The following is a 21,090-nucleotide window of genomic DNA, read 5'->3' as shown; positions in this document are numbered from 1 at the left end:
TTTTTCTTCGCATGAATATCTTTCTTCCGTAGCTCATACATATGTACAAACTGTATATAACTGTTTCTATTTGAATAAGGCTAACTAAAGAAAGGAGACAGTATGAAGAATAGACGTGTAGAAGAAATTAAAAAGCGGATTGCGAAAAGGAAAGCAGAGCAAGAAAGGATGGAGGAAGAGCAGTATTTTGCTGGAGGTGATTTTGACAGCGAAACGGTATTTATTGAAGAAGGGGAAAAGGAAATTCATCCCCTATTTCGAAAAGAAGTCTTTCTCTTCAAAGTTTTGCTATCAGCAATATTAGTTCTTTCAATCGCTATTTTATTTAAAAATGCTCCTCCTTCCTTTGATGGTACTAGAGCTGTTACAGAAAAGGTTATGAAAGAAGAGTTTCAATTTGCTACTATATCGAAATGGTATGAAAAGCAGTTTGGAAAACCTCTTGTGTTCTATTCTCCAAATGAGAAAAAAGAAGGGGCTATTCAGCAAAAAGATTATGCAATTCCTGCTTCTGGAAAGGTGATGCAAGGATTTCAAAAAAACGGCCAAGGTGTATTTGTTCAAACAGCTACAAATGCAACGGTGGAGTCAGTAAATGAAGGTGTAGTTATTTTTGCAGGCAAGAAAGAGGATCTTGGAAATACAGTTCAAATTCAACATGCCGACGGTACAGAATCGTGGTATGGAAATTTAAGCGATATGTCAGTGAAGTTATATGATTACGTTTCAAAAAAACAGAAAATCGGAACGGTGAATAGTGACGAAAATAATAAAAACGGTAAATTTTACTTTGCGATAAAAAAGAATGAAAAATTTATCGATCCCATTCAGGTGATTTCATTTGATTAAATATAGAGATGTTTTAACGAAAATTACAGTACATCCATTGTTTTGGGTTATTATCGTTATTGGCATTTTCACGGCACGTTTTAAAGAGTTAATATTATTATTTTGTATCGTTCTAGTTCATGAACTTGGGCATGCTTTTGCAGCGGCATATTATAATTGGCGTATTAAACAAATTCAGCTTTTGCCATTTGGTGGCGTAGCTGAGCTTGAAGAACATGGGAACAAATCATTAAAAGAAGAATTAATTGTCGTTATAGCTGGGCCAATTCAGCATGTATGGATGATTGCGGTTGCTTATATTTTGTATCAAGCGGGCTGGGTAACTAATGATTTGTATCATTTCTTTGTATGGAATAATGTTGTCATTTTAGGTTTTAATTTATTGCCTATTTGGCCACTTGATGGTGGGAAAGTATTATTTAATGTATTATCATATCGTTTCCCTTATTTACAAGCACATGAAAAGATGATGAAATTGTCATGTGTTTTTTTTAGTGTAATATTAGGATGGCAGTTACTTTGGAATAGTAATAACATTATGATGTGGGTATTACTCGTTTTTCTAGCGATTTCTTTATATCAAGAATGGAAACAAAGAAGGTACGCATTTATGCGCTTTTTATTAGAACGTTATTATGGGAATAAAAGAGATATTGAAAAGATTGCACCTATTGAGGTGAAAACAGAAGATCGTTTATATACGATTTTCACAAAATTTCGCAGAGGATATAAGCACTCTATTATCGTTCATGGAAAATATAAAGAGCACTACACATTGGATGAAAATGAGTTGCTGTATGCGTATTTTGCTGAAAAAAGAACAACCTCATCTGTTGAAGAATTAATTGGTTAGTGTTGACGACGACACTAACCTTTTATATTGTAAGGAAAAGAAGTGAAAAGTGAGGAAAGAATTTTGAAGACGTTATATATTAACTACACTGGTTCGGAAAAGCGTGTTGCGATAGAAGAGAAGCAAAAAGTTGTCGAACTATTATGGAAACGTAATGAAGAGCAGGAAATTGTCGGACATATTTATGTTGGACGTATCGTAAGAACAATTGCTGGAATGAACGCAGCCTTTGTAAATATCGGATTAGAAAAACATGCATATCTTTCATACGATGATGTACCATCTTCATATCGCATACATGAAGGGCAGGCGATACTTGTACAAGTTGTGAAAGAGGCAATTGATACGAAAGGGCCAAAATTAACGGCGAAGATAGAATTTACTGGGAAATATGTCGTGTATATGCCGTATGATGAAATGCGTGCTGTTTCTCGGAAAATAAAAAATAACAAGAGAAGACAAGAGTTACTTCATATTGAAGTGGAAGGGACAGGAGGATATATATTCCGTTCTGCTTCTGAAAAAGGGACAATCGATGAAATACAAGCTGAAATGCAGCGACTGCAACAACTATATGAAGAATTAACAAGAAAAGAAGAGCAAGGGAAAGCACCGTTACTACTTCATCGACCAGCGACGTTTTTAGATCGTGTATTTCAGGAGAACCCAATTGAAACAATTGAAAAAGTAGTTGTAGATACGAGAAGTGTAGTAAAAGAATTAGAAGAAAAAGTCGGAAAAGAAAGAGTCTCCCTGTATAATGAAAAATCTTCGATGTTTAACCATTTTGGAATAGAACGTGAAATCGAGAAAGCACTTCAAAAAATTGTTTGGCTATCAAATGGTGCTTATCTAATTGTGGAACAAATGGAGACGATGACTGTAATTGATGTGAATACGGGTAAGTTTACTGGAAAACAAAATTTACAAGATACAGTACTTCGTACAAATGAAATAGCTGCTGAAGAGATCGCTCGTCAATTAAGACTTCGTGATATTGGCGGCATGATATTAATCGATTTTATTAATATGAAAAGACGGGAAGATAAAGAGAAGGTAAGAGAGAGTTTAATGTTAGCTTTACAAGATGATCGTACATATACGAGAGTGCTTGGGTTTACTGAGTTAGGAATTTTAGAAATGACACGTAAGCGTAAGAAACATTCGTTACGTGACGTATTATTAGAAGAGTGTGCACCTTGTAAAGCGACAGGCTACGTTATGTCTAATGAAACAATCGCGTACGAGCTAGAGAGAGAACTTATTACTTATGGTAATATAGAGGATGAAGCTGTATTGATTGGTGCCTCGAAAAAGGTGCAAAAAATCTTTTTACAAAAAGAATTACAAAAAAATATTCCGTTTGAAATTTATTTCAAAGACGAAGATGTAGAGAAGTATGCGGTAATTCGTTTCGGAAGTAAAAAAGAAATAATGGAACGGAAAAAATAGTTAGCAGAACATTTGTTGACAATAGTTAATGATTCATGATAACATCTTTATGTTATAGTTTATAGCACCTAAACGGCTATATGCTACAACCGCACAAGACAGGTTCCCTAAAGGCATTTATGTCTACCTCGTTTTTGGCGAGTCTTAGTAATTAAGAGGAGGTGCAAGTATGTACGCAATTATCGAAACAGGTGGAAAACAAATTAAAGTTGAAGCTGGTCAAGCAATCTACATTGAAAAATTAGATGTTGAAGCTGGTGAAACTGTTACTTTTGACAAAGTTCTTTTCGTTGGTGGCGAAAACGTTAAAGTTGGTAGCCCAGTTGTAGAAGGTGCAACAGTTACTGCGAAAGTTGAAAAACAAGGTCGCGCTAAGAAAATCATCGTTTTCAAATACAAAGCGAAAAAGAACAATCGTAAGAAACAAGGTCATCGTCAACCTTACACTAAGCTAGTTGTTGAAGCTATCAACGCTTAATTCTGGTTAACATGATTAAAATTACGATAAGTCGCACGAAATTAGGAAGTATCCAATCATTTAAAATGACTGGACATGCCGATTATGCGCCACATGGACAAGACCTTGTCTGTGCTGGAACTACAGCGGTTGTGTTTGGTTCTATAAATGCAGTGGAAGAACTTTGTAATGTGCAGGCAACTATTGAACTCGGAAGTGATGGCGGATTCTTAACGTATGAATTGCCTAATGATTTAGACGTTCATACAGCAGAAAAAGCACAGATACTTTTAGAAGGATTGGTTGTTTCGCTTAAGACGATCGAACTTGATTACGGAAAGTATATCCGTTTAATAGAAAAAGTGCAGGAGGTGTAACGTATGTTAAGATTAGATCTTCAGTTTTTCGCATCTAAGAAAGGTGTAGGTAGTACAAAGAACGGTCGTGACTCTCAGTCAAAACGTCTTGGTGCTAAACGCGCAGATGGTCAAACGGTTTCAGGTGGTTCAATTCTTTACCGTCAACGCGGTACAAAAATTTATCCAGGTGTTAACGTTGGTCGTGGTGGCGATGACACTTTATACGCGAAAGTTGACGGCGTAGTACGCTTTGAGCGTCTTGGCCGTGACCGCAAACAAGTGAGCGTATATCCTGTTGCTCAAGAAGCATAAGAACTCACGGAAAACTCTAACCTGAGTGCAGGTTAGAGTTTTTCTATATTAAGGGGTATCTAAATGAATGAAAAATGGACAATTATAGATGCATTACGTCATTCGAGACATGATTGGCTCAATCGTATGCAGATGGTTAAAGGAAACCTTTCCCTTGGAAAAGTGGAAGAGATTCATAGGCTCATCGATCGTTTTGTCCAAGAAGCGAGACAAGAATCCAATCTGATGGGGCTATCAATGCCTTTATTTTCAGAGTGGATTTTAACATATAATTGGAAACAGCAGCCGTGCTTATTGGAGTACGAAGTATTAGGAGAATTACATAACTTATCTCACTTAGATGAGACTGTATGTACATGGACGGATCAATTTTTCTTAATGCTTCAGCATAGTTTAGACGTATATGTTGAAAATTATGTTTGTATCACAATTGAATGTGACGCGGAGAATGCTCGTTTCTTTTTTGATTTTCGTGGAAAGCTAACGAATGTAGAAGAACTACAAACGTGGCTTGCGAACCAAAACAATAAATGGTATTCCATTTCTTATACAGTACGAGACGAAGAAGTCTCAGTTATATTACAACCAATCGAAAAAAGTGTGGTGAAATAATGTTTGTAGATCAGGTCAAGATATATGTAAAAGGCGGCGACGGTGGTAACGGAATGGTTGCGTATCGTCGTGAGAAGTATGTACCTAAAGGTGGCCCAGCAGGTGGCGACGGTGGTAAAGGTGCAGATGTTGTTTTCGTTGTTGAGGAAGGCTTACGTACATTAATGGACTTCCGCTACCAACGTCATTTCAAAGCTGATCGCGGTCAGCACGGAATGAGTAAAGGTCAGCACGGTCGTAAATCAGAAGATTTAATCGTAAAGGTTCCACCAGGAACAATAGTAAAAGATGAAAAAACAGGTCAAATTCTTGCCGATTTAGTAACGCATGAACAAACAGCTGTAATCGCAAGAGGTGGCCGTGGTGGCCGTGGTAACTCACGTTTCGCAACAGCGACAAACCCAGCGCCTGAAATCGCTGAGAACGGGGAACCAGGTCAAGAACGTGATGTCATTCTAGAACTTAAAGTGCTAGCAGATGTTGGACTTGTTGGATTCCCAAGTGTAGGTAAATCTACATTATTATCTGTTGTATCATCAGCGCGTCCGAAAATTGCAGAGTATCACTTTACAACAATCGTTCCAAATCTTGGTGTTGTTGAAACTGGTGATAACCGCAGCTTCGTTATGGCTGACCTTCCTGGACTAATTGAAGGCGCACACGCTGGCGTCGGACTTGGACACCAATTCTTACGTCATATCGAACGTACACGTGTAATTGTGCATGTTATCGATATGTCTGGTTTAGAAGGCCGTGAGCCATATGAAGATTATGTCACAATCAATAATGAATTAAAAGAATACAATATGCGTTTAACAGAGCGTCCACAAGTTGTTGTTGCAAACAAAATGGATATGCCAGATGCGGAAGAAAACTTACAAGCATTTAAAGAGAAAGTGGGAGACGAAGTAAAAATCTTCCCAATCTCAGCTGTAACGAAACAAGGTGTTCGTGATTTACTATTTGAAGTAGCGAACTTATTAGAAACAACACCAGAATTCCCAATGTACGATGTTGTCGAGGAGTCTGAAGCAAGTGTAATGTACAAATTTGATGCTGAAAGTCTTAAATTTGAAATTACACGTGAAAGTGACGGCACGTTTGTTATTTCTGGTTACGATATCGAGAAGACATTCAAAATGACAGACTTCTCACGTGATGAATCTATACGTCGTTTCGCTCGTCAAATGCGCGGAATGGGTATTGATGAAGCGCTTCGTGCACGTGGTGCAAAAGACGGAGATATTGTAAAAATTCTTGAATATGAATTTGAATTTATCGATTAAGACTGCCGAAATACGGCGGTCTTTTTTTATTCTACTATTTGAGGAAAGTAAAACTCCACTTCAAAACTAGGGGATGTAAAGAAGTTAGGTGGGAATCGGGCTACTAGTTAAAAATAAGTGGAGATAGGAAAAAATCCCCACTAATTAAATTTTCAATTTATAATAGAAAAAGGAGTGATTTTAGAAGAATATTTTATGGGGAGTAAAAGAAATATGTATAAAATATTAATTGTAGAAGATGATGAAAAAATTGCAGAGATATTAGAGGAGCATTTAGAAAGGTATGGATATCAATCATTTAGAGCGAGCGATTTACGTCATATAAAAGATGCGTTTGTAAAAGTAAATCCGCATCTCGTGTTACTCGATATTAATTTACCGTATTTTGATGGCTTCTATTGGTGTCGCCAAATTCGCACAGTATCGAATGCACCAATTATTTTTGTCTCTGCAAGAACAGGAGAAATGGATCAAGTCATGGCGATTGAGAATGGCGGAGATGATTACATTACAAAGCCATTCCATTTAGATATCGTAATGGCAAAGGTGAAAAGTGCACTTCGCCGCGGATACGGTGAGTATGCTTTGGCCGCGGAAAGTGACTGTTTAGGTGTTAATGGATTGTTATTATTCCCATCACAGCACACAGTAGAGTGGAAAGGTCAACAAACGGAACTTACAAAAAATGAATTTTATTTATTAGAATGTTTAATGAAACAAGCAAATCAATACGTAACACGTGAAGAGTTGTTAGAGGCCTTATGGGATGAAGTAGCTTTTGTTGATGATAATACATTAACCGTAAATGTAAAGCGTGTAAGAAAGAAGCTAGAGGAACTAGGTATTAAAAATGCTATTGTAACAAAACGTGGGTACGGTTATGCGCTTCTTACAGAGTGGGGCGAAGGGCATGAAGGTTAAAAGCTACCTCATAGACCGTTTTTCCTTAATCCTTTCTTACATTATAAGCCTTTGTTTATTTGGGCTTGTACTGCAGTTACAAAGTCTTTTAGAAAAGAGGTCATTGGACTGGAGTACGTGGCTATATGGACTTTTATTAGGAACAGTTGTGTTTAGTGTATACCTTATTTACGATTACCGAAAAAGAAGTGTGTTTTTAAAAAGAATAGAACAGTATATTGCCGGTGGACATACATTACACGATTCCTTACTCATAGATGCTTCATACACATTAGAGCAAGAAATGGTCGTTGAAGCGTTCACGTTGCTAAGGCAGCAATATATGAATGAAGTTCATAAGCAGCATGCGAAAGAACAACAGCAAATGATTTTTATGAACCAATGGATTCATCAAATGAAAACACCGGTATCTGTTATTGAATTATTGTTACAGAAATATGGTAAGGAACACCGGGAAGCAAGAGGAACGATTGAAAGTATTCGTGAAGAAAATAACCGTATTTTAAATGGCTTAGATTTAGCGTTACATATGGCAAGATTAGATCAGTTTGCGAAGGATTATAAAGTAGAGGTAGTAAATGTTATAGATGTCATTCGAGATATTATTAATGAAAATCGGAAGTCGTTCATTCAATCTTCTGTATTTCCGAAACTTATGTTTGAAGAAGAGACTTGTATGATTGCGTCTGATAGAAAGTGGCTTAGTATCGCTATGGGCCAAATTGTTGTAAATGCAATTAAGTATACAAAAATTTCAGAAGCAGAGAAAAAAGAAATTCAATTTCAAATTGAAGAGAAGGATCAAAAGGTGTTACTACATATTAGGGACAATGGAATCGGTATTCCAGAACAAGATGTGAAGCGTATATTTGATCCGTTCTTTACGGGAGTAAACGGCCGTAAAACGAGGGAAGCAACTGGAATGGGCTTATATATTACGAAAGAAATTTGCGATAATTTACATCATGGAATTTATGTAAAATCAACAGAAGGTGAGGGGACAACGTTTACGTTCCAATTTGTAAAAGATGAGGAATATCATACACTAATGAGAAAAATGACAAAACTGTAAGATAACAAAACGTTTTGTAAGGGAAATCACTCGTTTCTTTTTCTTATTTTTCTTATAGTAAATGTAAGAAGAAAACACATAGGGGGATTAGAAATGAGTGTTCTTGAAGTAAAAGGGTTAACAAAGGTGTACCAATCAAAAGGTTCAGTAGCGACGACTGCTTTAAATGATATAAATTTTAAAATAGAAGAAGGCGAATTTGTAGGAATTATGGGTCCTTCAGGGAGCGGAAAAACAACGCTTTTAAATTTATTAGCGACAATTGATAAGCAAACTTCAGGTCATGTGCTTGTAAATGGTGAAGAAATTAATCAAATGCGTGCTGCAAAATTAGCGGAATTTCGCCGTACACATTTAGGATTCATCTTCCAAGATTTCAACTTACTTGATACGTTATCGATTAAAGAAAATATTATTTTACCACTTGTTATGGCGAAGAAATCTGTAAAAGAAATTGATGCGAAAGTACTTGAAATTGCGAAGTTTTTAAACATCGAAGAAATTTTAAATAAAAAAGTATATGAAGTATCAGGAGGACAACAACAGCGCGCGGCAGCAGCGAGAGCAATTATTCATGACCCAACATTAATTTTAGCAGATGAGCCAACAGGAAACTTAGACTCTAAGTCTGCGAAATCATTAATGGGTGCTCTGCAAGATTTACATGAGCAAAAGAAAGTGACAATTGCAATGGTAACGCACGATCCAGTAGCAGCTAGTTATTGCGAACGCATCCTCTTCATTCGCGATGGAGAAATTTTCTCAGAGATACATAAAGGAAGAACGAAGCAAGCCTTTTTCCAAGAAATTTTAGACGTACTTGCGATGCTAGGAGGAGAATATCATGAACTTTCGCCAGCTCGCGCTTAATAACGTAAAAGGAAATTGGCGTAATTATAAAGCATTCCTTATTAGTAGTTGTTTATCAATCGTAGTATTTTTCATGTATGCTTCCTTCATTTATCATCCAGATGTCGTAAGCGGTAATATTAGTATGAGGACGATGATTACAAAAGGATTAGAATCGATGAATTATATTGTAGTCATCTTCTCAGCACTCTTTATTTTATATGCAAATTCAACGTTTTTACGAGCAAGAAAAAAAGAGTTTGGCTTATTAACGTTAATAGGCGGAACGAAGTCTCAACTTGGCAGAATGATTATATTAGAACAATTGATGTTAGGTAGTATTGCCATTGTAGCAGGTATTGGAATTGGAATGCTTTGTTCAAAACTGTTTTTCCAAGTACTGAGTGTATTACTAAAGGTTGATAAAACACTTCCGCTTGTGTGGAATAGTAAAGCAATTCTTATTACAGCTGGTGTGTACTTTATTCTCTTTTTAATATTATCATTGTTTAGTGTTTGGACAGTAGGACGCTTGCAAATTATTGATTTATTAAGAGAAGCAAGAAAACAAAAAGTGGAGCCTTTTGCATTTACATGGTTATGTGTAGCCGGTATAGGATGTATCATTGCTGCATACGTCCTTTGTTTCCAAGTGACAATTATGAATTTTCTGATGTATTTCTTACCGATTGTAGGGCTGACAATTGGCGGAACGTATTTACTATTTACACAAGGAAGTACAGTTGTATTAAAAGCATTGCAAAAAAGAAAGCAATCTTTCTATACGTATCCAAATATGTTTGTCCTTAGTAATCTTATTTATAAAATGAAAGATAATGCTCGTTTTCTATTTGTCATTTCTATTATTACGGCGGTTGTTTCTTCAGCAGTTGGTACGCTTTATGTATATTTTGAAAATATGAGTGCAAAAACGGTAGACCTTATGCCACATGCTATCTCATATGAAGAAAAGGGTGTAAATACGCATACCATTATTAACGAGGAGAAAGTACAAGGATTATTAAAAAAGAATGGGTTTGAAGATGCACGAAAAATAACCTACGTAAAACTACCTGCTACACAGAAAATAACGTTTTTTAACAGTGAACATGAAGTGCCAACGGCGATTATTTCAGAGAAAGCATATAATGCGGAAGTACGCAAACAAAAAAGGGAAGAAGTTAGAGAAGTTCATAATGCACCAGGTAGTGCGACGATGATCATGAGTGATATGACAAATGATCTAGTGAAGATAGATCGTACGAAGCCATATGAAATTGCAATTAATGGGCAAAAACAGTCTGTTCAGTTAAATGAACCAACTTCATATTCTGTTTTTAATGATGATGAATATATTATTGTGAATGATCAAGACTTTGAGAAATATGCAAAGCTCGTACCAGATGGAGAAAAGACGAAATATTATGGGTATTATATTGAAGATTGGAAAAGTACCGAAAATCTTGTGCTAGATTTGAAAAAAGAAATTGCGCCAGAAAAGCAAGGAGAACTGAAAAATTCAGTGTTTGCTTATAAAGATATAAGAGAATCCGGAGCAATTACAATGTTCATCGGTTTCTTCGTAGCAGTATTGTTCTTCTTCTTCGCTTGTAGTATGACATACTTTAAATGGTTTAACGATAAAGAACAAGATCGTATTCAATTTAAATCATTAAAAAGAATTGGCATGACAGATAAAGAAATCCGTAAAATTGCGATTCGACAAATGGGCGTTATCTTCTTTATCCCGATTTTGATCGGTGCAATTCATAGTGGATTTGCTCTTCATACGTTAGGAAAAATGCTTTATATCGATTTATGGAAATCAGGTGTGATTGTAATTGGAGCATATATTTTAGCTTCTGCAATTTACTTTATGATCGCTCAAAGAGGATATTTAAAACACGTAAAAAGCTAGGGCAACCTCTAGCTTTTTACCTATGTAGTAAGTTACAGGAGGACGGTAGATGAACATTCGGCAACTAGCGATGCAAAATATAAAGGGGAATTGGCGTAATTATAAAGTGTTTTTCTTAAGTAGTTGTTTTGCAATATTTGCTTCTTATGCATACATGTCTGTCATTGTACATCCGTATATGCAAGAGACGATGTGGTATCAAAATGTACGCTGGGGACTTATCATATGTAACATTATAATTATTTCTTTTTTCGTCATATTTATTTTGTATTCTACTTCTATTTTCATAGAAGCACGTAAGAAAGAATTAGGATTATATATGTTAATGGGAGCGACGAAGTCTAACGTAATAGGAGTGATTATGACCGAGCAAATATTAATTGGGATTTTCGCTAATATTTTCGGTATTGGGCTTGGCATGATCTTTTTGAAACTCTTTTTTATGGTGTTTAGTATGTTACTTCGCCTTCCGAAAGAACTCCCTGTCATATTTGATATGAGAGCGATTGGTGTAACGTTTGTTACATATATGGTCGTTTTTATTGTCTTATCTTTTATAAGTGCTTTACGCATATGGAATATAAAAGTAATTCGGTTATTAAAAGAATTTCGTACGGATAAAAGAGAAGCAAAAACATCAAAGTGGCTTTGTTTATTCGGTTTCGTTTGCTTAGGGATAGGGTATGCCTTAGCGCTAAATGCAACGATGCCAACGATAGCGTTATACTTTTTTCCTGTGTCTATACTTGTCTTTTTCGGAACGTACTTTTCTTTTACACATGGCGCTACCCAAGTATTAGAAATGATAAAACGAAATAAAAAGATTATGTATACATATCCGTATTTATTTATAGTGAATCAATTGTCACATCGAATGAAGGAAAATGGTCGCTTTTTCTTTATGCTGTCTATGGCAACAACGTTTGTAGTTACGGCAACAGGTACGGTGTTCTTATATTTTTCTAGCATGCAAGATATGTGGCGAGATGGAGGAGTGCACTCGTTTTCTTACATAGAAAAAGGTACTTTTTCTCATGAAGTCTTTGAGGAAGGTGCGGTTGAAAAATTACTGCATCAATATGGGTATGATGATTTTCAATCTATGAGTTTTGTTGGAGTGTATGCATCCTTTCAGTCTAATAAAGGAGAAACAGAAGTAGCACCGCTTATAAAGGAAAGTGAATACAATCAAGAGGCAAGAAAACAAAAACAGAAAACGTATCATCCTAAAAAAGGAACAGTTACACTTGTTTATTATAATAAATACAATCATCCGAATGTGTATAATCAAAAAGAGATTCAATTACAAGTAATGAATCAAACGCATCAATTCGCATTTAATGGTCAGAAAGAAGGGGTGCAATTTAACTATCACCCTTCGCACATTAATGGCCTGTTTTTCGTCATGAATGATGAAGATTTTAACAGTATAGCAAATACAATTCCGGATTCTGAAAAAATGATATATAGAGGTTATACATTACCAAATATCGAAAATACGAAGGAATTAAACGAAGATTTACGGAAACATATGAAACAAAATACAAATGATGCATTTCGAAGTAATATGGAGTTATATGTGAATATGAAAGAGTTCGGTGATATTACTCTATTTGTAGGCTCATTCATTAGTATATTATTCTTTCTTACGTCATGTAGTATCGTATATTTTAAATGGTTTCATAATATTTCATCGGATCGTAAGCAGTATGGTGCGCTCTCTAAACTTGGAATGACGAAGGAAGAAGTGTGGAAGATTTCTCGTTGGCAATTATGTATGCTATTTTTTGCGCCAATTATAGTAGGGAGTATGCATAGTGCAGTTGCGTTATATACGTTTCATAATACTGTCTTTATGGATGGGTCATTAAGAAAAGTATGCTTGTTCATTCTGTTTTATATTGCTGCATGTATCATTTATTTCTTCTTCGCTCAAAGAGAATATAGAAAACATATAGACTAGCGAATACTAGTCTTTTTTAAATATTCGAAATTTACATAGAAGAATATAAAAAATTATGGTATAACAGTAAGAAAACGAAAAAGAGAGGGAAAAGACGATGATTCGAGTAGGATATTTAGGACCAGAGGCAACATTTACAAATATGGCGGTGAGTCGTTTTTTTCCGGAAGCAGAGCATGTACCGTATCGGACGATTCCGGATTGTATTGATGCAGCTGCAAATGAAAATGTAGATTATGCGGTTGTACCGTTAGAGAACGCCATAGAAGGTTCGGTTAATATAACGGTTGACTATCTTGTACATGAGCAGCCGCTTTCTATTGTAGGAGAAATTACAGTGCCAATTCAGCAACATTTACTTGTGCATCCGTATTATGAAGAAGCATGGAAAGAAGTATACGCTGTACATTCTCATCCACATGCTATTGCACAGTGTCATAAGTTTTTAAATGAGGAATTAAAAGGCATAACGGTTCGAGATATGACATCAACAAGCGCAGCTGCACAATATGTGAAAGAACATCCCGAAGAAAAAATTGCGGCTATTGCAAATGAGGCAGCGGCAGAAAAGTACGGATTAACAATTGTAAGGCGTGACATTCATACGCATAAAAACAATCATACACGTTTTCTTGTCTTGCATAAGAAAAAAAGAGCGGCACTCCCAAATAACGGAGAAAACCGCGGAGAGAAAACAACGCTTATGATAACGTTACCTGCGGATTATGCAGGAGCGCTATATCAAGTGTTATCAGCTTTCGCATGGAGAAAATTAAACTTATCAAAAATCGAATCTCGCCCGATGAAAACAGGTCTTGGCAATTACTTTTTCCTAATCGATGTAGATAAAGCATATGATGATGTATTATTGCCAGGCGTAACGATGGAACTTGAAGCACTCGGGTTTTCTGTTACTGTGCTGGGGAGTTATTCTTCTTATTGGTTGTAGAGGTGGATGGTATGTCGGTATTTGTCAGTAAGTCGATATTTCATGTCGAATCGCTGATATAATTTCATTTAATAGTATACTTTGTGCTAGATTAGTAAAATCCCACCAGTAAAGGGTGGGATTTTTTATATTAACTTCGCAAGACGATCCTCTAACTGCTCACGCCAAACATCAGCTAGTTCTGGGACAGCAAGAATCTTCTCAATGCCATCTCTATCTTTTCTATTATGAAAATAGATTTCGTTAGAGAAAGAAACAGAAACATTGCTCGGTTGACGTTCTAGTAATGTAATTTTAGAATCTTTACGTACGGTACCTTCTTGAAGAACACGGCATAAGTAGCCGGTATATCCAGTTGCTACAATGCGTGGTAAAATGCCTGGAATGCCAAGACGTTTTGAAATTGTGCTACAAGGTACGCGAGCTTGTGTCACTTGAATGATTGCTTCGCCTAGTTGATATGTATCTCCGATGCAAACATCACGCTCTAACAAATTTGTTACGGTAATGTTTTCGCCAAATGTGGAAGCTGGGAGCGTTGTTTGAAATTCCTTTTCCCATAGTGCGTAATGTTCATATGGATACACACAAACCGCACGATCAGGTCCGCCGTGATGTTTTAAATCCGCTACATCATCACCACGGAAGCCTTCTTTTGAGAGAAAAGCTTCTTCTGTAAGCTCTTTACATATACCAGTAATCATTTCTTTATCTTCGCTATATTTCATTTGTTTCGGTTTGCCAATGCTAAAGTGAACGAGTTCAATTCCCATAGTTGATCTCCTTTACAATTGATTACAATATTATATCATTTAAAAAATAAAAGCACAGAGATTGATGAAAAACTCTGTGCTGTACATTAATAAACGAGAAATCCAGCTCGATCTAGTGCATCGCAAGCTGCATCTAATTTTTCTTTAGAATCTGCTTCAATTGTATGTAAGTGAATGCCATCTGTTAGCTGAGAAAGGTAAGAAGCGTTTGTGTTTTCGATTTTTTGTAAATATTGCTCTACATCAAAGCGATTACTTACCATAATCGATGCTGTTAAGTCACCGTATACAGGATGCTCAACTTTTACGTCTTTAATCGTAACGCCGTGGTCAACTAACATTGTAAGTTCTTGACGTACTTCTGCTGGTTTATGTTGGCATACGATTACACGTTCAAAAGCTTGTTGTTTCGCTTGTGGTTTTAAATATAAATACCCTTGTGCAGTCGCAATAATTGGTTCATTTCGTGCTTTTAGTAAGGAAATATCTTGAACGATAACTTGCCTACTTACATTCGTTTTTTTAGATAGTTCACTTCCTGATAACGGTTCATTTGCAGCAAGAAGCCATTGCAGAATGAGCTGTCGTCTTTCTTCACCTAAAATCTTTTTTTGATCATTTTGTTTCATTATGATTTAACACCTCTATAAAATTGATTTCCAATTGTGTGTAGTGCATGAATAGTTGTATCAATTTGTTCTTTCGTTGTGTGATGTCCGAAAGAAAAGCGAACATATTGTTTTGCCTCTTCATACGTTCTTCCAATTGCGAGCATTGTCTTTGAAGGTTCTTGTTTACCGACTTGGCAAGCACTTCCAGTCGAAATGGCAATACCATGACGGTTACATTCTAACATCGCATACTGACCTTCTATTCCTTTTATTGTAACCCCAATAATATGTGGTAAACAAGAAGTAGAATGTCCTTCCACTTCAATTTCTAGAGGAAGTGTTTGTAATTGCTCTAAAAAATAAGATCGTAATTGTTTAAAACGAAAGCTCTCTTCCTTTTGATTCTTTAATATATGCTCTGCGGCTGTTAAAAAAGCGGCAATCCCAGGTACATTCACTGTACCTGGGCGAAATCCTTTTTCATGAGAGGTTCCAGGAAATATTTGTTCCCAACGAACTTGCGGATTTATATAGCAAGCTCCGACTCCTTTTGGGCCGTAAATTTTATGTGCTGAAACAGAGAGACTATCAATCTCCATCGCTGTAACGTCTATTGGAAGTTTACCAAATGTTTGAACACAATCCGAATGAAATAAAACATTATATTTTTTTAAAAGTGCTCCAATCTCTGCAATGTTTTGAACGGTCCCGATTTCAGAGTTTCCATGCTGTATACTTGCTAGAACAGTATCTTCTGTAATAACTGCTTCTAAATCTACTAAATGAATTAGCCCGCTTTTATCAACGGGGATTTCAGTAATCGTATAGCCTTGCGATTGTAAGGAGTGAAAATAACTTCGAATCGATGCGTGTTCCATAGGTGTCGTAATAATATGCTTCCCATTCCTAGCATTTAGAAGTGATTGAATCGCAAGGTAGTTAGATTCTGAACCGCCGCTTGTAAAGAATACACCTTGTTCTTTACCCCCAATCATTTCTGCAAATGTTTCTCTACAAGCTTGTAATAAAGACGAGGCACTTCCACCGATATCGTGTAAACTTTGTTCATTTCCGAAATATTTCTTTGTTGCTTGTATATATGTTTCTAAAGCTTCTTCGCTCATAGGTGTTGTCGCTGCATAATCAAGATATATCATTATGTAATTTCCTCTCTTCAGTAAGAGTGATATTAATTTTTGTTTTTAGAATGGTAGTGAAAATAAGAATTGTAAAAAAACTCTTGTCATTATTTTAAAACTATGTAAATATAGGTGTCAAGACAGTTGAAAAGTGTAAAGTAGGAGGCAATAATTATGCCAAGTGCAGATGTCTTAATTATTGGAAGTGGCGTTGCGGCACTTCGTGTTGCGAAAGAGCTTTGTCACGAAAAGAATGTGATAATTATCACAAAAAAAACAGGACGCAATAACAATACACATTTAGCCCAAGGAGGAATTGCAGCAGCTGTTGCTGCATATGACAATCCGAGTGGGCATTTTGAAGATACATTAGTGGCAGGTTGTCATTATAACAATGAAGAAGCAGTTCGGTATTTAGTTGAAGAAGGGCCGAAAGAAATAAGTAAACTGATTACAAATGGGATGGAATTTGATGGGGATGAAAAAGGGCTCCACCTTGGTAAAGAAGGAGCGCATCGAAAACGTCGTATTTTACATGCGGGAGGAGATGCAACTGGTAAAAATTTATTAGAACATTTAATTCAAGAAGTAGCTCCATACGTTACTGTCGTTGAGCAAGAAATGGTGCTCGATTTTATTATGGAAAATAATAAATGTATAGGGGCTTTAACACGAAATAGTGAAGGGAAGCTGAAGCGCTACTATGCTGATTATACAGTGTTAGCATCAGGTGGAATTGGTAGCTTGTACGCCTTTACGTCGAATGATGAGACAATTACAGGCGATGGACTTGCGATGATCTATCGAGCTGGGGGAGAACTTGTTGATTTAGAATTTGTACAATTTCATCCGACGATGTTATATGTGGGCGGGCGATGTTGTGGTCTTGTTTCTGAAGCAGTCCGTGGTGAAGGAGCTGTCCTTATAAATGGAAAAGGACAGCGTTTTATGATGGAGATACATCCTGGGAAAGATCTCGCACCGCGTGATGTAGTGGCAAGGGCTATTCACGAACAACTCCTAGCAGGCGAAAAGGTGTATTTGAACATTGCATCCATTCAAAACTTTGAACAGCGTTTTCCAACCGTCTCATCATTATGTAAAAAGAATGGTGTTAATCTAAAAGAAAATCGGATTCCAGTCGTACCTGGTGCTCATTTTCATATGGGCGGCGTGAAGACGAATTGTGACGGCGAGACGTCTATTCCAAATTTATATGCAGTCGGCGAAGTGGCTTGTAATGGGGTTCACGGTGCGAACAGATTGGCGAGTAATTCATTATTAGAAGGTCTAGTGTTTGGAAGAAGAATAGGAAAACATATTTTAGCTAGACCAGTACAAGAAAGAAAAAATGTATCAGAAGAGAGAGAAAAAAGCTTTATAGCTCTTAATGATTTACCGTTGAAAGAAGAAATACAAGAATACATGATGAAGTACGTTGGGATTGTACGAACTGAGAAAAGTTTATCATATGCTAAGAGATGGTTTAGTAGGTACGGTGTGCAAAATATGATATTACAATATGATGCACTTACAAATGAAGAGATAACGCTTATTAATATGTTAACGGTTTGTGAGCTTATAACAGTATCAGCTTTACAAAGAGAAGAAAGTATTGGTGGTCATTACCGCAGTGATTATCCAGAAAGAAATAAAGTAAGGAAAGAGATTATTCGAGTGAGAAGAAAACTACAACTTGTTTAATGAGGGGAAGAGGGGTTTTATGAACACGTTAAAGGTTAAGGAAGCATTAAATAGATTTTTTCTAGAAGATATAGGAGAAAGAGATGTAACATCTCAGTTTATCTTTCCTGATAATGCACTTGCGAAAGGAACGTTTCTTGTAAAGGATTCAGGGGTCTTTGCAGGGAGTTTAGTAATAGAAGAGGGCTTTAAACTAATCGATGAAAAAATTGAAGTTGCACTCCATAAAAAAGATGGGGACTTAGTAGAAAAAGGTGAAATTATAGCAACGGCACAAGGGCCTATTGCGTCTTTATTAACAGCGGAGCGCGTTATATTGAATATCATTCAGCGTATGAGCGGTGTAGCAACGATGACTCGTAAAGCAGTTCTTACGTTAGATAGCAATTACACGCGTATTTGTGATACGAGAAAAACGATGCCAGGATTGCGCATGTTTGATAAGTATGCGGTAGTGTGCGGAGGCGGGTTTAACCACCGCTTCGGTTTGTATGATGGGGTCATGATTAAAGATAATCATATTGCGTTTGCGGGGTCTATTACAAAGGCTGTTACGACAGTGAAAGAAAGATTAGGGCATATGGTAAAAGTAGAAGTTGAAACAGAGACGGAGGCGCAAGTGAGAGAAGCGGTAGAGGCTGGCGCAGATGTTATTATGTTCGATAACCGCACGCCAGAAGAGATTCGTGAGTTTTCAAAACTTGTACCGAGTGCTATCGTTACGGAGGCTTCAGGTGGCATTACAATTGAAGATTTATCGAAATACGGAAAAATAGGGGTAGATTATATTTCACTTGGAGCGTTAACACATTCAGTGAAAGCACTTGATATTAGTTTTAATATTGAGTCTTAATGAGAGTGGTTTAGAGGGGGAGAATCGTAAATGGGTATTTTAGAGAAAGTTCAGCCAATTGAAGTAATGTTACCGGAGCGTTATCAAACGATGTCTACATTAGAAATGGAAGAGCGTGTTCGCGAAATTAAAGAAAAAATGGGGGAATTACTATTTATTCCAGGGCATCATTATCAAAAAGATGAAGTGGTGCAATTTTCAGACGCAGCAGGGGACTCGTTGCAACTTGCACAAGTTGCAGCGAGTAATAAAGAGGCAAAATATATTGTATTTTGTGGTGTGCACTTTATGGCAGAAACGGCAGACATGTTAACAACAGATGATCAAGTTGTCATCTTACCAGATATGCGTGCCGGCTGCTCTATGGCGGATATGGCAGATATTGAACAAACAGAAAGAGCGTGGAAAGAGCTTACAAAGTTATTTGGGGATACGATGATTCCGTTAACGTATGTAAATTCAACAGCTGCGATTAAAGCATTTTGCGGTCGTAATGGAGGGGCAACAGTAACCTCTTCTAATGCAAAACAAATGGTGTCTTGGGCGTTTACCCAAAAAGAGCGTCTCGTCTTTTTACCAGACCAACATTTAGGGAGAAATACAGCGTACGATTTAGGTATTCCTTTAGAGAAAATGGCAGTGTGGAACCCGCATACAGATTCACTAGAGTACGATGGAGCTATAGAAGAAATTCAAGTGATTTTATGGAAAGGCCATTGTTCTGTTCATCAAAACTTTACTGTAAAAAATATTGAAAGTGTGCGAAAAAACCATCCGGATATGAATATTATTGTTCACCCTGAATGTTGTTATGAAGTTGTTGATGCGTCTGATTATGCAGGGTCGACGAAATATATTATTGATATGATTGAAGCAGCTCCAGCGGGAAGTCAATGGGCGATTGGTACAGAGATGAATTTAGTGAATCGAATTATTCAGCAACATCCAGATAAAGAAATTATTTCTCTAAATCCGTTTATGTGTCCTTGTTTAACGATGAACCGGATTGATTTACCCCACCTGTTATGGGCGCTTGAGAATATAGAAAGAGGAGAACAAATCAATGTTATTCGTGTAAATAAGCAAGTAACAAAAGAGGCGGTTCTTGCATTGAATCGTATGTTAGAGCGTGTGTAAAGCAACGGGACTCTCGTTGCTTTTTTTCGTGCATGCAATCATAAGAAGAGTGAAATAGGCATACATTGTGTTGAGGAAATCATTGTGATTTTTTTATGATTATGCCACTTCAAACCATATTGAAAATAGAAGAAGTGATAAAAGTAGATGAAGTTAAGTTTTTTAGAAAGTGTTACTTCGAAGTGTTTTTACTTATAGATAAGTTATACAGGAGGGGGAAAATTTGAAAATTCATATCGTGCAAAAAGGGGATACCCTTTGGAAAATTGCGAAAAAGTACGGAGTGGATTTTGAAACGCTAAAGAAAACAAATACACAACTTAGTAATCCAGACCTTATTATGCCAGGGATGAAAATTAAAGTACCATCGAGCAGCGTTCATGTGAAACAACAGGCTGGATCGGGTTCAGCGCCTCCGAAACAATATGTAAAAGAGGTGCAGCAAAAAGAGTTTGCATCAACACCAACTCCACTCGGAATAGAAGATGAAGAAGAAGTTACGTATCAATCAGCACCTATTACACAGCAACCAGCTATGCAACAAACGCAAAAAGAAATGCAGGTAAAACCACAAAAAGAAATGCAGGTAAAACCGCAAAAGGAAATGCAAGTGAAACCACAAAAAGAAATACAGGTGAAGCCGCAAAAAGAAGTGCAAAAAGAAACACCAATTCAAAAAGAAAAGCCAGTTGAGAAGCCGCCTGTCATTCAAAAACCACCTGTTGTAGAGAAAGTAGAAAAACCAAAACCGACTACGAAAGAGAGCACTAAATTTTCTGTTAATGTATTACCGCAGCCGCCGCAACCGCCGATTAAACCGAAAAAAGAATATAAAATTTCAGACGTAATAAAAAAGGGAAGCGAGTTAATTGCTCCTCAAATTAATAAAATGAAACCTAACAACATCATTTCCCCGCAAACGAAAAAAGAAAATATAGGAAATGTATCACCGCAAGTAAAGAAAGAAAATGTAGGAAACATAGTATCACCGCAAGTGAAGAAAGAAAATGTAGGAAACATA

General features: G+C 36.6%; 20 protein-coding genes, 1 pseudogene and 1 other annotated feature. Of the genes and pseudogenes, 18 read left to right on the top strand and 3 right to left on the bottom strand.

Annotated features, from left to right (window positions below; translation table 11 throughout):
* Positions 1 to 102 precede the first annotated feature (102 nt).
* The 14 genes from U860_RS0104015 to pheA all read left to right on the top strand — a co-directional run bounded on the left by U860_RS0104015 (position 103) and on the right by pheA (position 13,852).
* Complete coding sequence (locus tag U860_RS0104015; protein ID WP_002173617.1) at positions 103 to 849, top strand: M23 family metallopeptidase; 747 nt, start codon at positions 103 to 105, stop codon at positions 847 to 849.
* The gene (locus U860_RS0104010; RefSeq protein ID WP_002173616.1) at positions 842 to 1,702 is read left to right on the top strand and encodes a M50 family metallopeptidase; all 861 of its coding nucleotides are present in this window, start codon (positions 842 to 844) and stop codon (positions 1,700 to 1,702) included. The genes U860_RS0104015 and U860_RS0104010 overlap by 8 nt, the downstream gene beginning before the upstream one ends.
* A gap of 63 nt (positions 1,703 to 1,765) precedes the next feature.
* Complete coding sequence (locus U860_RS0104005) at positions 1,766 to 3,154, top strand: Rne/Rng family ribonuclease (RefSeq protein WP_025147489.1); 1,389 nt, start codon at positions 1,766 to 1,768, stop codon at positions 3,152 to 3,154.
* 77 nt (positions 3,155 to 3,231) lie between these two features.
* Positions 3,232 to 3,309, top strand: a sequence feature (ribosomal protein L21 leader region).
* A 14-nt stretch (positions 3,310 to 3,323) separates the two neighbouring features.
* Positions 3,324 to 3,632: a 50S ribosomal protein L21 gene (rplU, locus tag U860_RS0104000; protein ID WP_000270907.1), complete on the top strand. Its 309-nt coding sequence runs from the start codon at positions 3,324 to 3,326 to the stop codon at positions 3,630 to 3,632.
* Positions 3,633 to 3,643: 11 nt separating this feature from the next.
* The gene (locus U860_RS0103995; protein ID WP_001993153.1) at positions 3,644 to 3,988 is read left to right on the top strand and encodes a ribosomal-processing cysteine protease Prp; all 345 of its coding nucleotides are present in this window, start codon (positions 3,644 to 3,646) and stop codon (positions 3,986 to 3,988) included.
* A gap of 3 nt (positions 3,989 to 3,991) precedes the next feature.
* Positions 3,992 to 4,282, top strand: coding sequence for a 50S ribosomal protein L27 (gene rpmA / locus U860_RS0103990; protein ID WP_000944957.1), 291 nt, complete (start codon positions 3,992 to 3,994; stop codon positions 4,280 to 4,282).
* A 63-nt stretch (positions 4,283 to 4,345) separates the two neighbouring features.
* The gene (locus U860_RS0103985) at positions 4,346 to 4,894 is read left to right on the top strand and encodes a sporulation initiation phosphotransferase B (RefSeq protein ID WP_025147488.1); all 549 of its coding nucleotides are present in this window, start codon (positions 4,346 to 4,348) and stop codon (positions 4,892 to 4,894) included.
* Positions 4,894 to 6,180 (top strand): GTPase ObgE, encoded by a 1,287-nt coding sequence (gene obgE / locus U860_RS0103980; RefSeq protein WP_000497121.1) that lies wholly within the window; start codon positions 4,894 to 4,896, stop codon positions 6,178 to 6,180. The genes U860_RS0103985 and obgE overlap by 1 nt, the downstream gene beginning before the upstream one ends.
* A 213-nt stretch (positions 6,181 to 6,393) precedes the next feature.
* Entirely contained in the window at positions 6,394 to 7,101 is a 708-nt protein-coding gene (locus U860_RS0103975) for a response regulator transcription factor (RefSeq protein WP_025147487.1), read from the top strand.
* Positions 7,091 to 8,173: a HAMP domain-containing histidine kinase gene (locus tag U860_RS0103970; protein ID WP_025147486.1), complete on the top strand. Its 1,083-nt coding sequence runs from the start codon at positions 7,091 to 7,093 to the stop codon at positions 8,171 to 8,173. Before U860_RS0103975 ends, U860_RS0103970 begins: the two co-directional genes overlap by 11 nt.
* A gap of 93 nt (positions 8,174 to 8,266) precedes the next feature.
* A complete protein-coding gene (locus U860_RS0103965) occupies positions 8,267 to 9,043 on the top strand; it encodes an ABC transporter ATP-binding protein (protein WP_025147485.1) in 777 nt (258 codons plus the stop codon).
* Positions 9,018 to 10,940, top strand: a complete 1,923-nt coding sequence (locus tag U860_RS0103960; RefSeq protein WP_025147484.1) for an ABC transporter permease — start codon at positions 9,018 to 9,020, stop codon at positions 10,938 to 10,940. Before U860_RS0103965 ends, U860_RS0103960 begins: the two co-directional genes overlap by 26 nt.
* Before the next feature lie 49 nt (positions 10,941 to 10,989).
* Entirely contained in the window at positions 10,990 to 12,903 is a 1,914-nt protein-coding gene (locus U860_RS0103955) for an ABC transporter permease (protein ID WP_025147483.1), read from the top strand.
* 97 nt (positions 12,904 to 13,000) lie between these two features.
* The gene (gene pheA, locus U860_RS0103950) at positions 13,001 to 13,852 is read left to right on the top strand and encodes a prephenate dehydratase (RefSeq protein WP_025147482.1); all 852 of its coding nucleotides are present in this window, start codon (positions 13,001 to 13,003) and stop codon (positions 13,850 to 13,852) included.
* 125 nt (positions 13,853 to 13,977) lie between these two features.
* On the opposite strand, the gene U860_RS0103945 is transcribed toward pheA, so the two are convergent.
* From U860_RS0103945 to U860_RS0103935, 3 genes are all read right to left on the bottom strand, one after another.
* Complete coding sequence (locus U860_RS0103945) at positions 13,978 to 14,625, bottom strand: MOSC domain-containing protein (protein ID WP_025147481.1); 648 nt, start codon at positions 14,623 to 14,625, stop codon at positions 13,978 to 13,980.
* Between the two features lie 86 nt (positions 14,626 to 14,711).
* The gene (locus U860_RS0103940) at positions 14,712 to 15,254 is read right to left on the bottom strand and encodes a transcription repressor NadR (protein WP_002173606.1); all 543 of its coding nucleotides are present in this window, start codon (positions 15,252 to 15,254) and stop codon (positions 14,712 to 14,714) included.
* Complete coding sequence (locus U860_RS0103935; RefSeq protein ID WP_025147480.1) at positions 15,254 to 16,396, bottom strand: IscS subfamily cysteine desulfurase; 1,143 nt, start codon at positions 16,394 to 16,396, stop codon at positions 15,254 to 15,256. Before U860_RS0103935 ends, U860_RS0103940 begins: the two co-directional genes overlap by 1 nt.
* A 153-nt stretch (positions 16,397 to 16,549) precedes the next feature.
* Here U860_RS0103935 and nadB point away from each other — a divergent pair, with 153 nt between their 5' ends.
* The 4 genes and pseudogenes from nadB to exsA all read left to right on the top strand — a co-directional run.
* On the top strand, positions 16,550 to 18,079 hold the full coding sequence (gene nadB, locus U860_RS0103930; protein WP_025147479.1) for an L-aspartate oxidase: 1,530 nt from the start codon (positions 16,550 to 16,552) through the stop codon (positions 18,077 to 18,079).
* Positions 18,080 to 18,098: 19 nt separating this feature from the next.
* A complete protein-coding gene (nadC, locus tag U860_RS0103925) occupies positions 18,099 to 18,932 on the top strand; it encodes a carboxylating nicotinate-nucleotide diphosphorylase (RefSeq protein ID WP_025147478.1) in 834 nt (277 codons plus the stop codon).
* A 30-nt stretch (positions 18,933 to 18,962) separates the two neighbouring features.
* Positions 18,963 to 20,069, top strand: coding sequence for a quinolinate synthase NadA (gene nadA / locus U860_RS0103920; RefSeq protein ID WP_025147477.1), 1,107 nt, complete (start codon positions 18,963 to 18,965; stop codon positions 20,067 to 20,069).
* A 223-nt stretch (positions 20,070 to 20,292) separates the two neighbouring features.
* A pseudogene (gene exsA / locus U860_RS0103915) lies at positions 20,293 to 21,090 on the top strand (spore coat assembly protein ExsA); the annotation flags it as partial.

It is taken from the genome of Bacillus sp. H1a, assembly GCF_000633475.1.
GTDB classification, from domain to species: domain Bacteria; phylum Bacillota; class Bacilli; order Bacillales; family Bacillaceae_G; genus Bacillus_A; species Bacillus_A paramycoides.
Note: the sequence above shows the minus strand (reverse complement) of the source record. Positions and strands in the feature narration are given on the sequence as shown.

Coding starts and splice junctions, on each gene's coding strand:
- U860_RS0103955 (WP_025147483.1), top strand. CDS start 10,990: ATGAACATTCGGCAACTAGCGATGCAAAATATAAAGGGGAATTGGCGT.
- obgE (WP_000497121.1), top strand. CDS start 4,894: ATGTTTGTAGATCAGGTCAAGATATATGTAAAAGGCGGCGACGGTGGT.
- U860_RS0103940 (WP_002173606.1), bottom strand. CDS start 15,254: ATGAAACAAAATGATCAAAAAAAGATTTTAGGTGAAGAAAGACGACAG.
- U860_RS0103985 (WP_025147488.1), top strand. CDS start 4,346: ATGAATGAAAAATGGACAATTATAGATGCATTACGTCATTCGAGACAT.
- rpmA (WP_000944957.1), top strand. CDS start 3,992: ATGTTAAGATTAGATCTTCAGTTTTTCGCATCTAAGAAAGGTGTAGGT.
- U860_RS0103945 (WP_025147481.1), bottom strand. CDS start 14,625: ATGGGAATTGAACTCGTTCACTTTAGCATTGGCAAACCGAAACAAATG.
- U860_RS0104015 (WP_002173617.1), top strand. CDS start 103: ATGAAGAATAGACGTGTAGAAGAAATTAAAAAGCGGATTGCGAAAAGG.
- nadB (WP_025147479.1), top strand. CDS start 16,550: ATGCCAAGTGCAGATGTCTTAATTATTGGAAGTGGCGTTGCGGCACTT.
- U860_RS0103970 (WP_025147486.1), top strand. CDS start 7,091: ATGAAGGTTAAAAGCTACCTCATAGACCGTTTTTCCTTAATCCTTTCT.
- pheA (WP_025147482.1), top strand. CDS start 13,001: ATGATTCGAGTAGGATATTTAGGACCAGAGGCAACATTTACAAATATG.
- U860_RS0103965 (WP_025147485.1), top strand. CDS start 8,267: ATGAGTGTTCTTGAAGTAAAAGGGTTAACAAAGGTGTACCAATCAAAA.
- U860_RS0103975 (WP_025147487.1), top strand. CDS start 6,394: ATGTATAAAATATTAATTGTAGAAGATGATGAAAAAATTGCAGAGATA.
- U860_RS0103960 (WP_025147484.1), top strand. CDS start 9,018: ATGAACTTTCGCCAGCTCGCGCTTAATAACGTAAAAGGAAATTGGCGT.
- U860_RS0103995 (WP_001993153.1), top strand. CDS start 3,644: ATGATTAAAATTACGATAAGTCGCACGAAATTAGGAAGTATCCAATCA.
- nadC (WP_025147478.1), top strand. CDS start 18,099: ATGAACACGTTAAAGGTTAAGGAAGCATTAAATAGATTTTTTCTAGAA.
- nadA (WP_025147477.1), top strand. CDS start 18,963: ATGGGTATTTTAGAGAAAGTTCAGCCAATTGAAGTAATGTTACCGGAG.
- rplU (WP_000270907.1), top strand. CDS start 3,324: ATGTACGCAATTATCGAAACAGGTGGAAAACAAATTAAAGTTGAAGCT.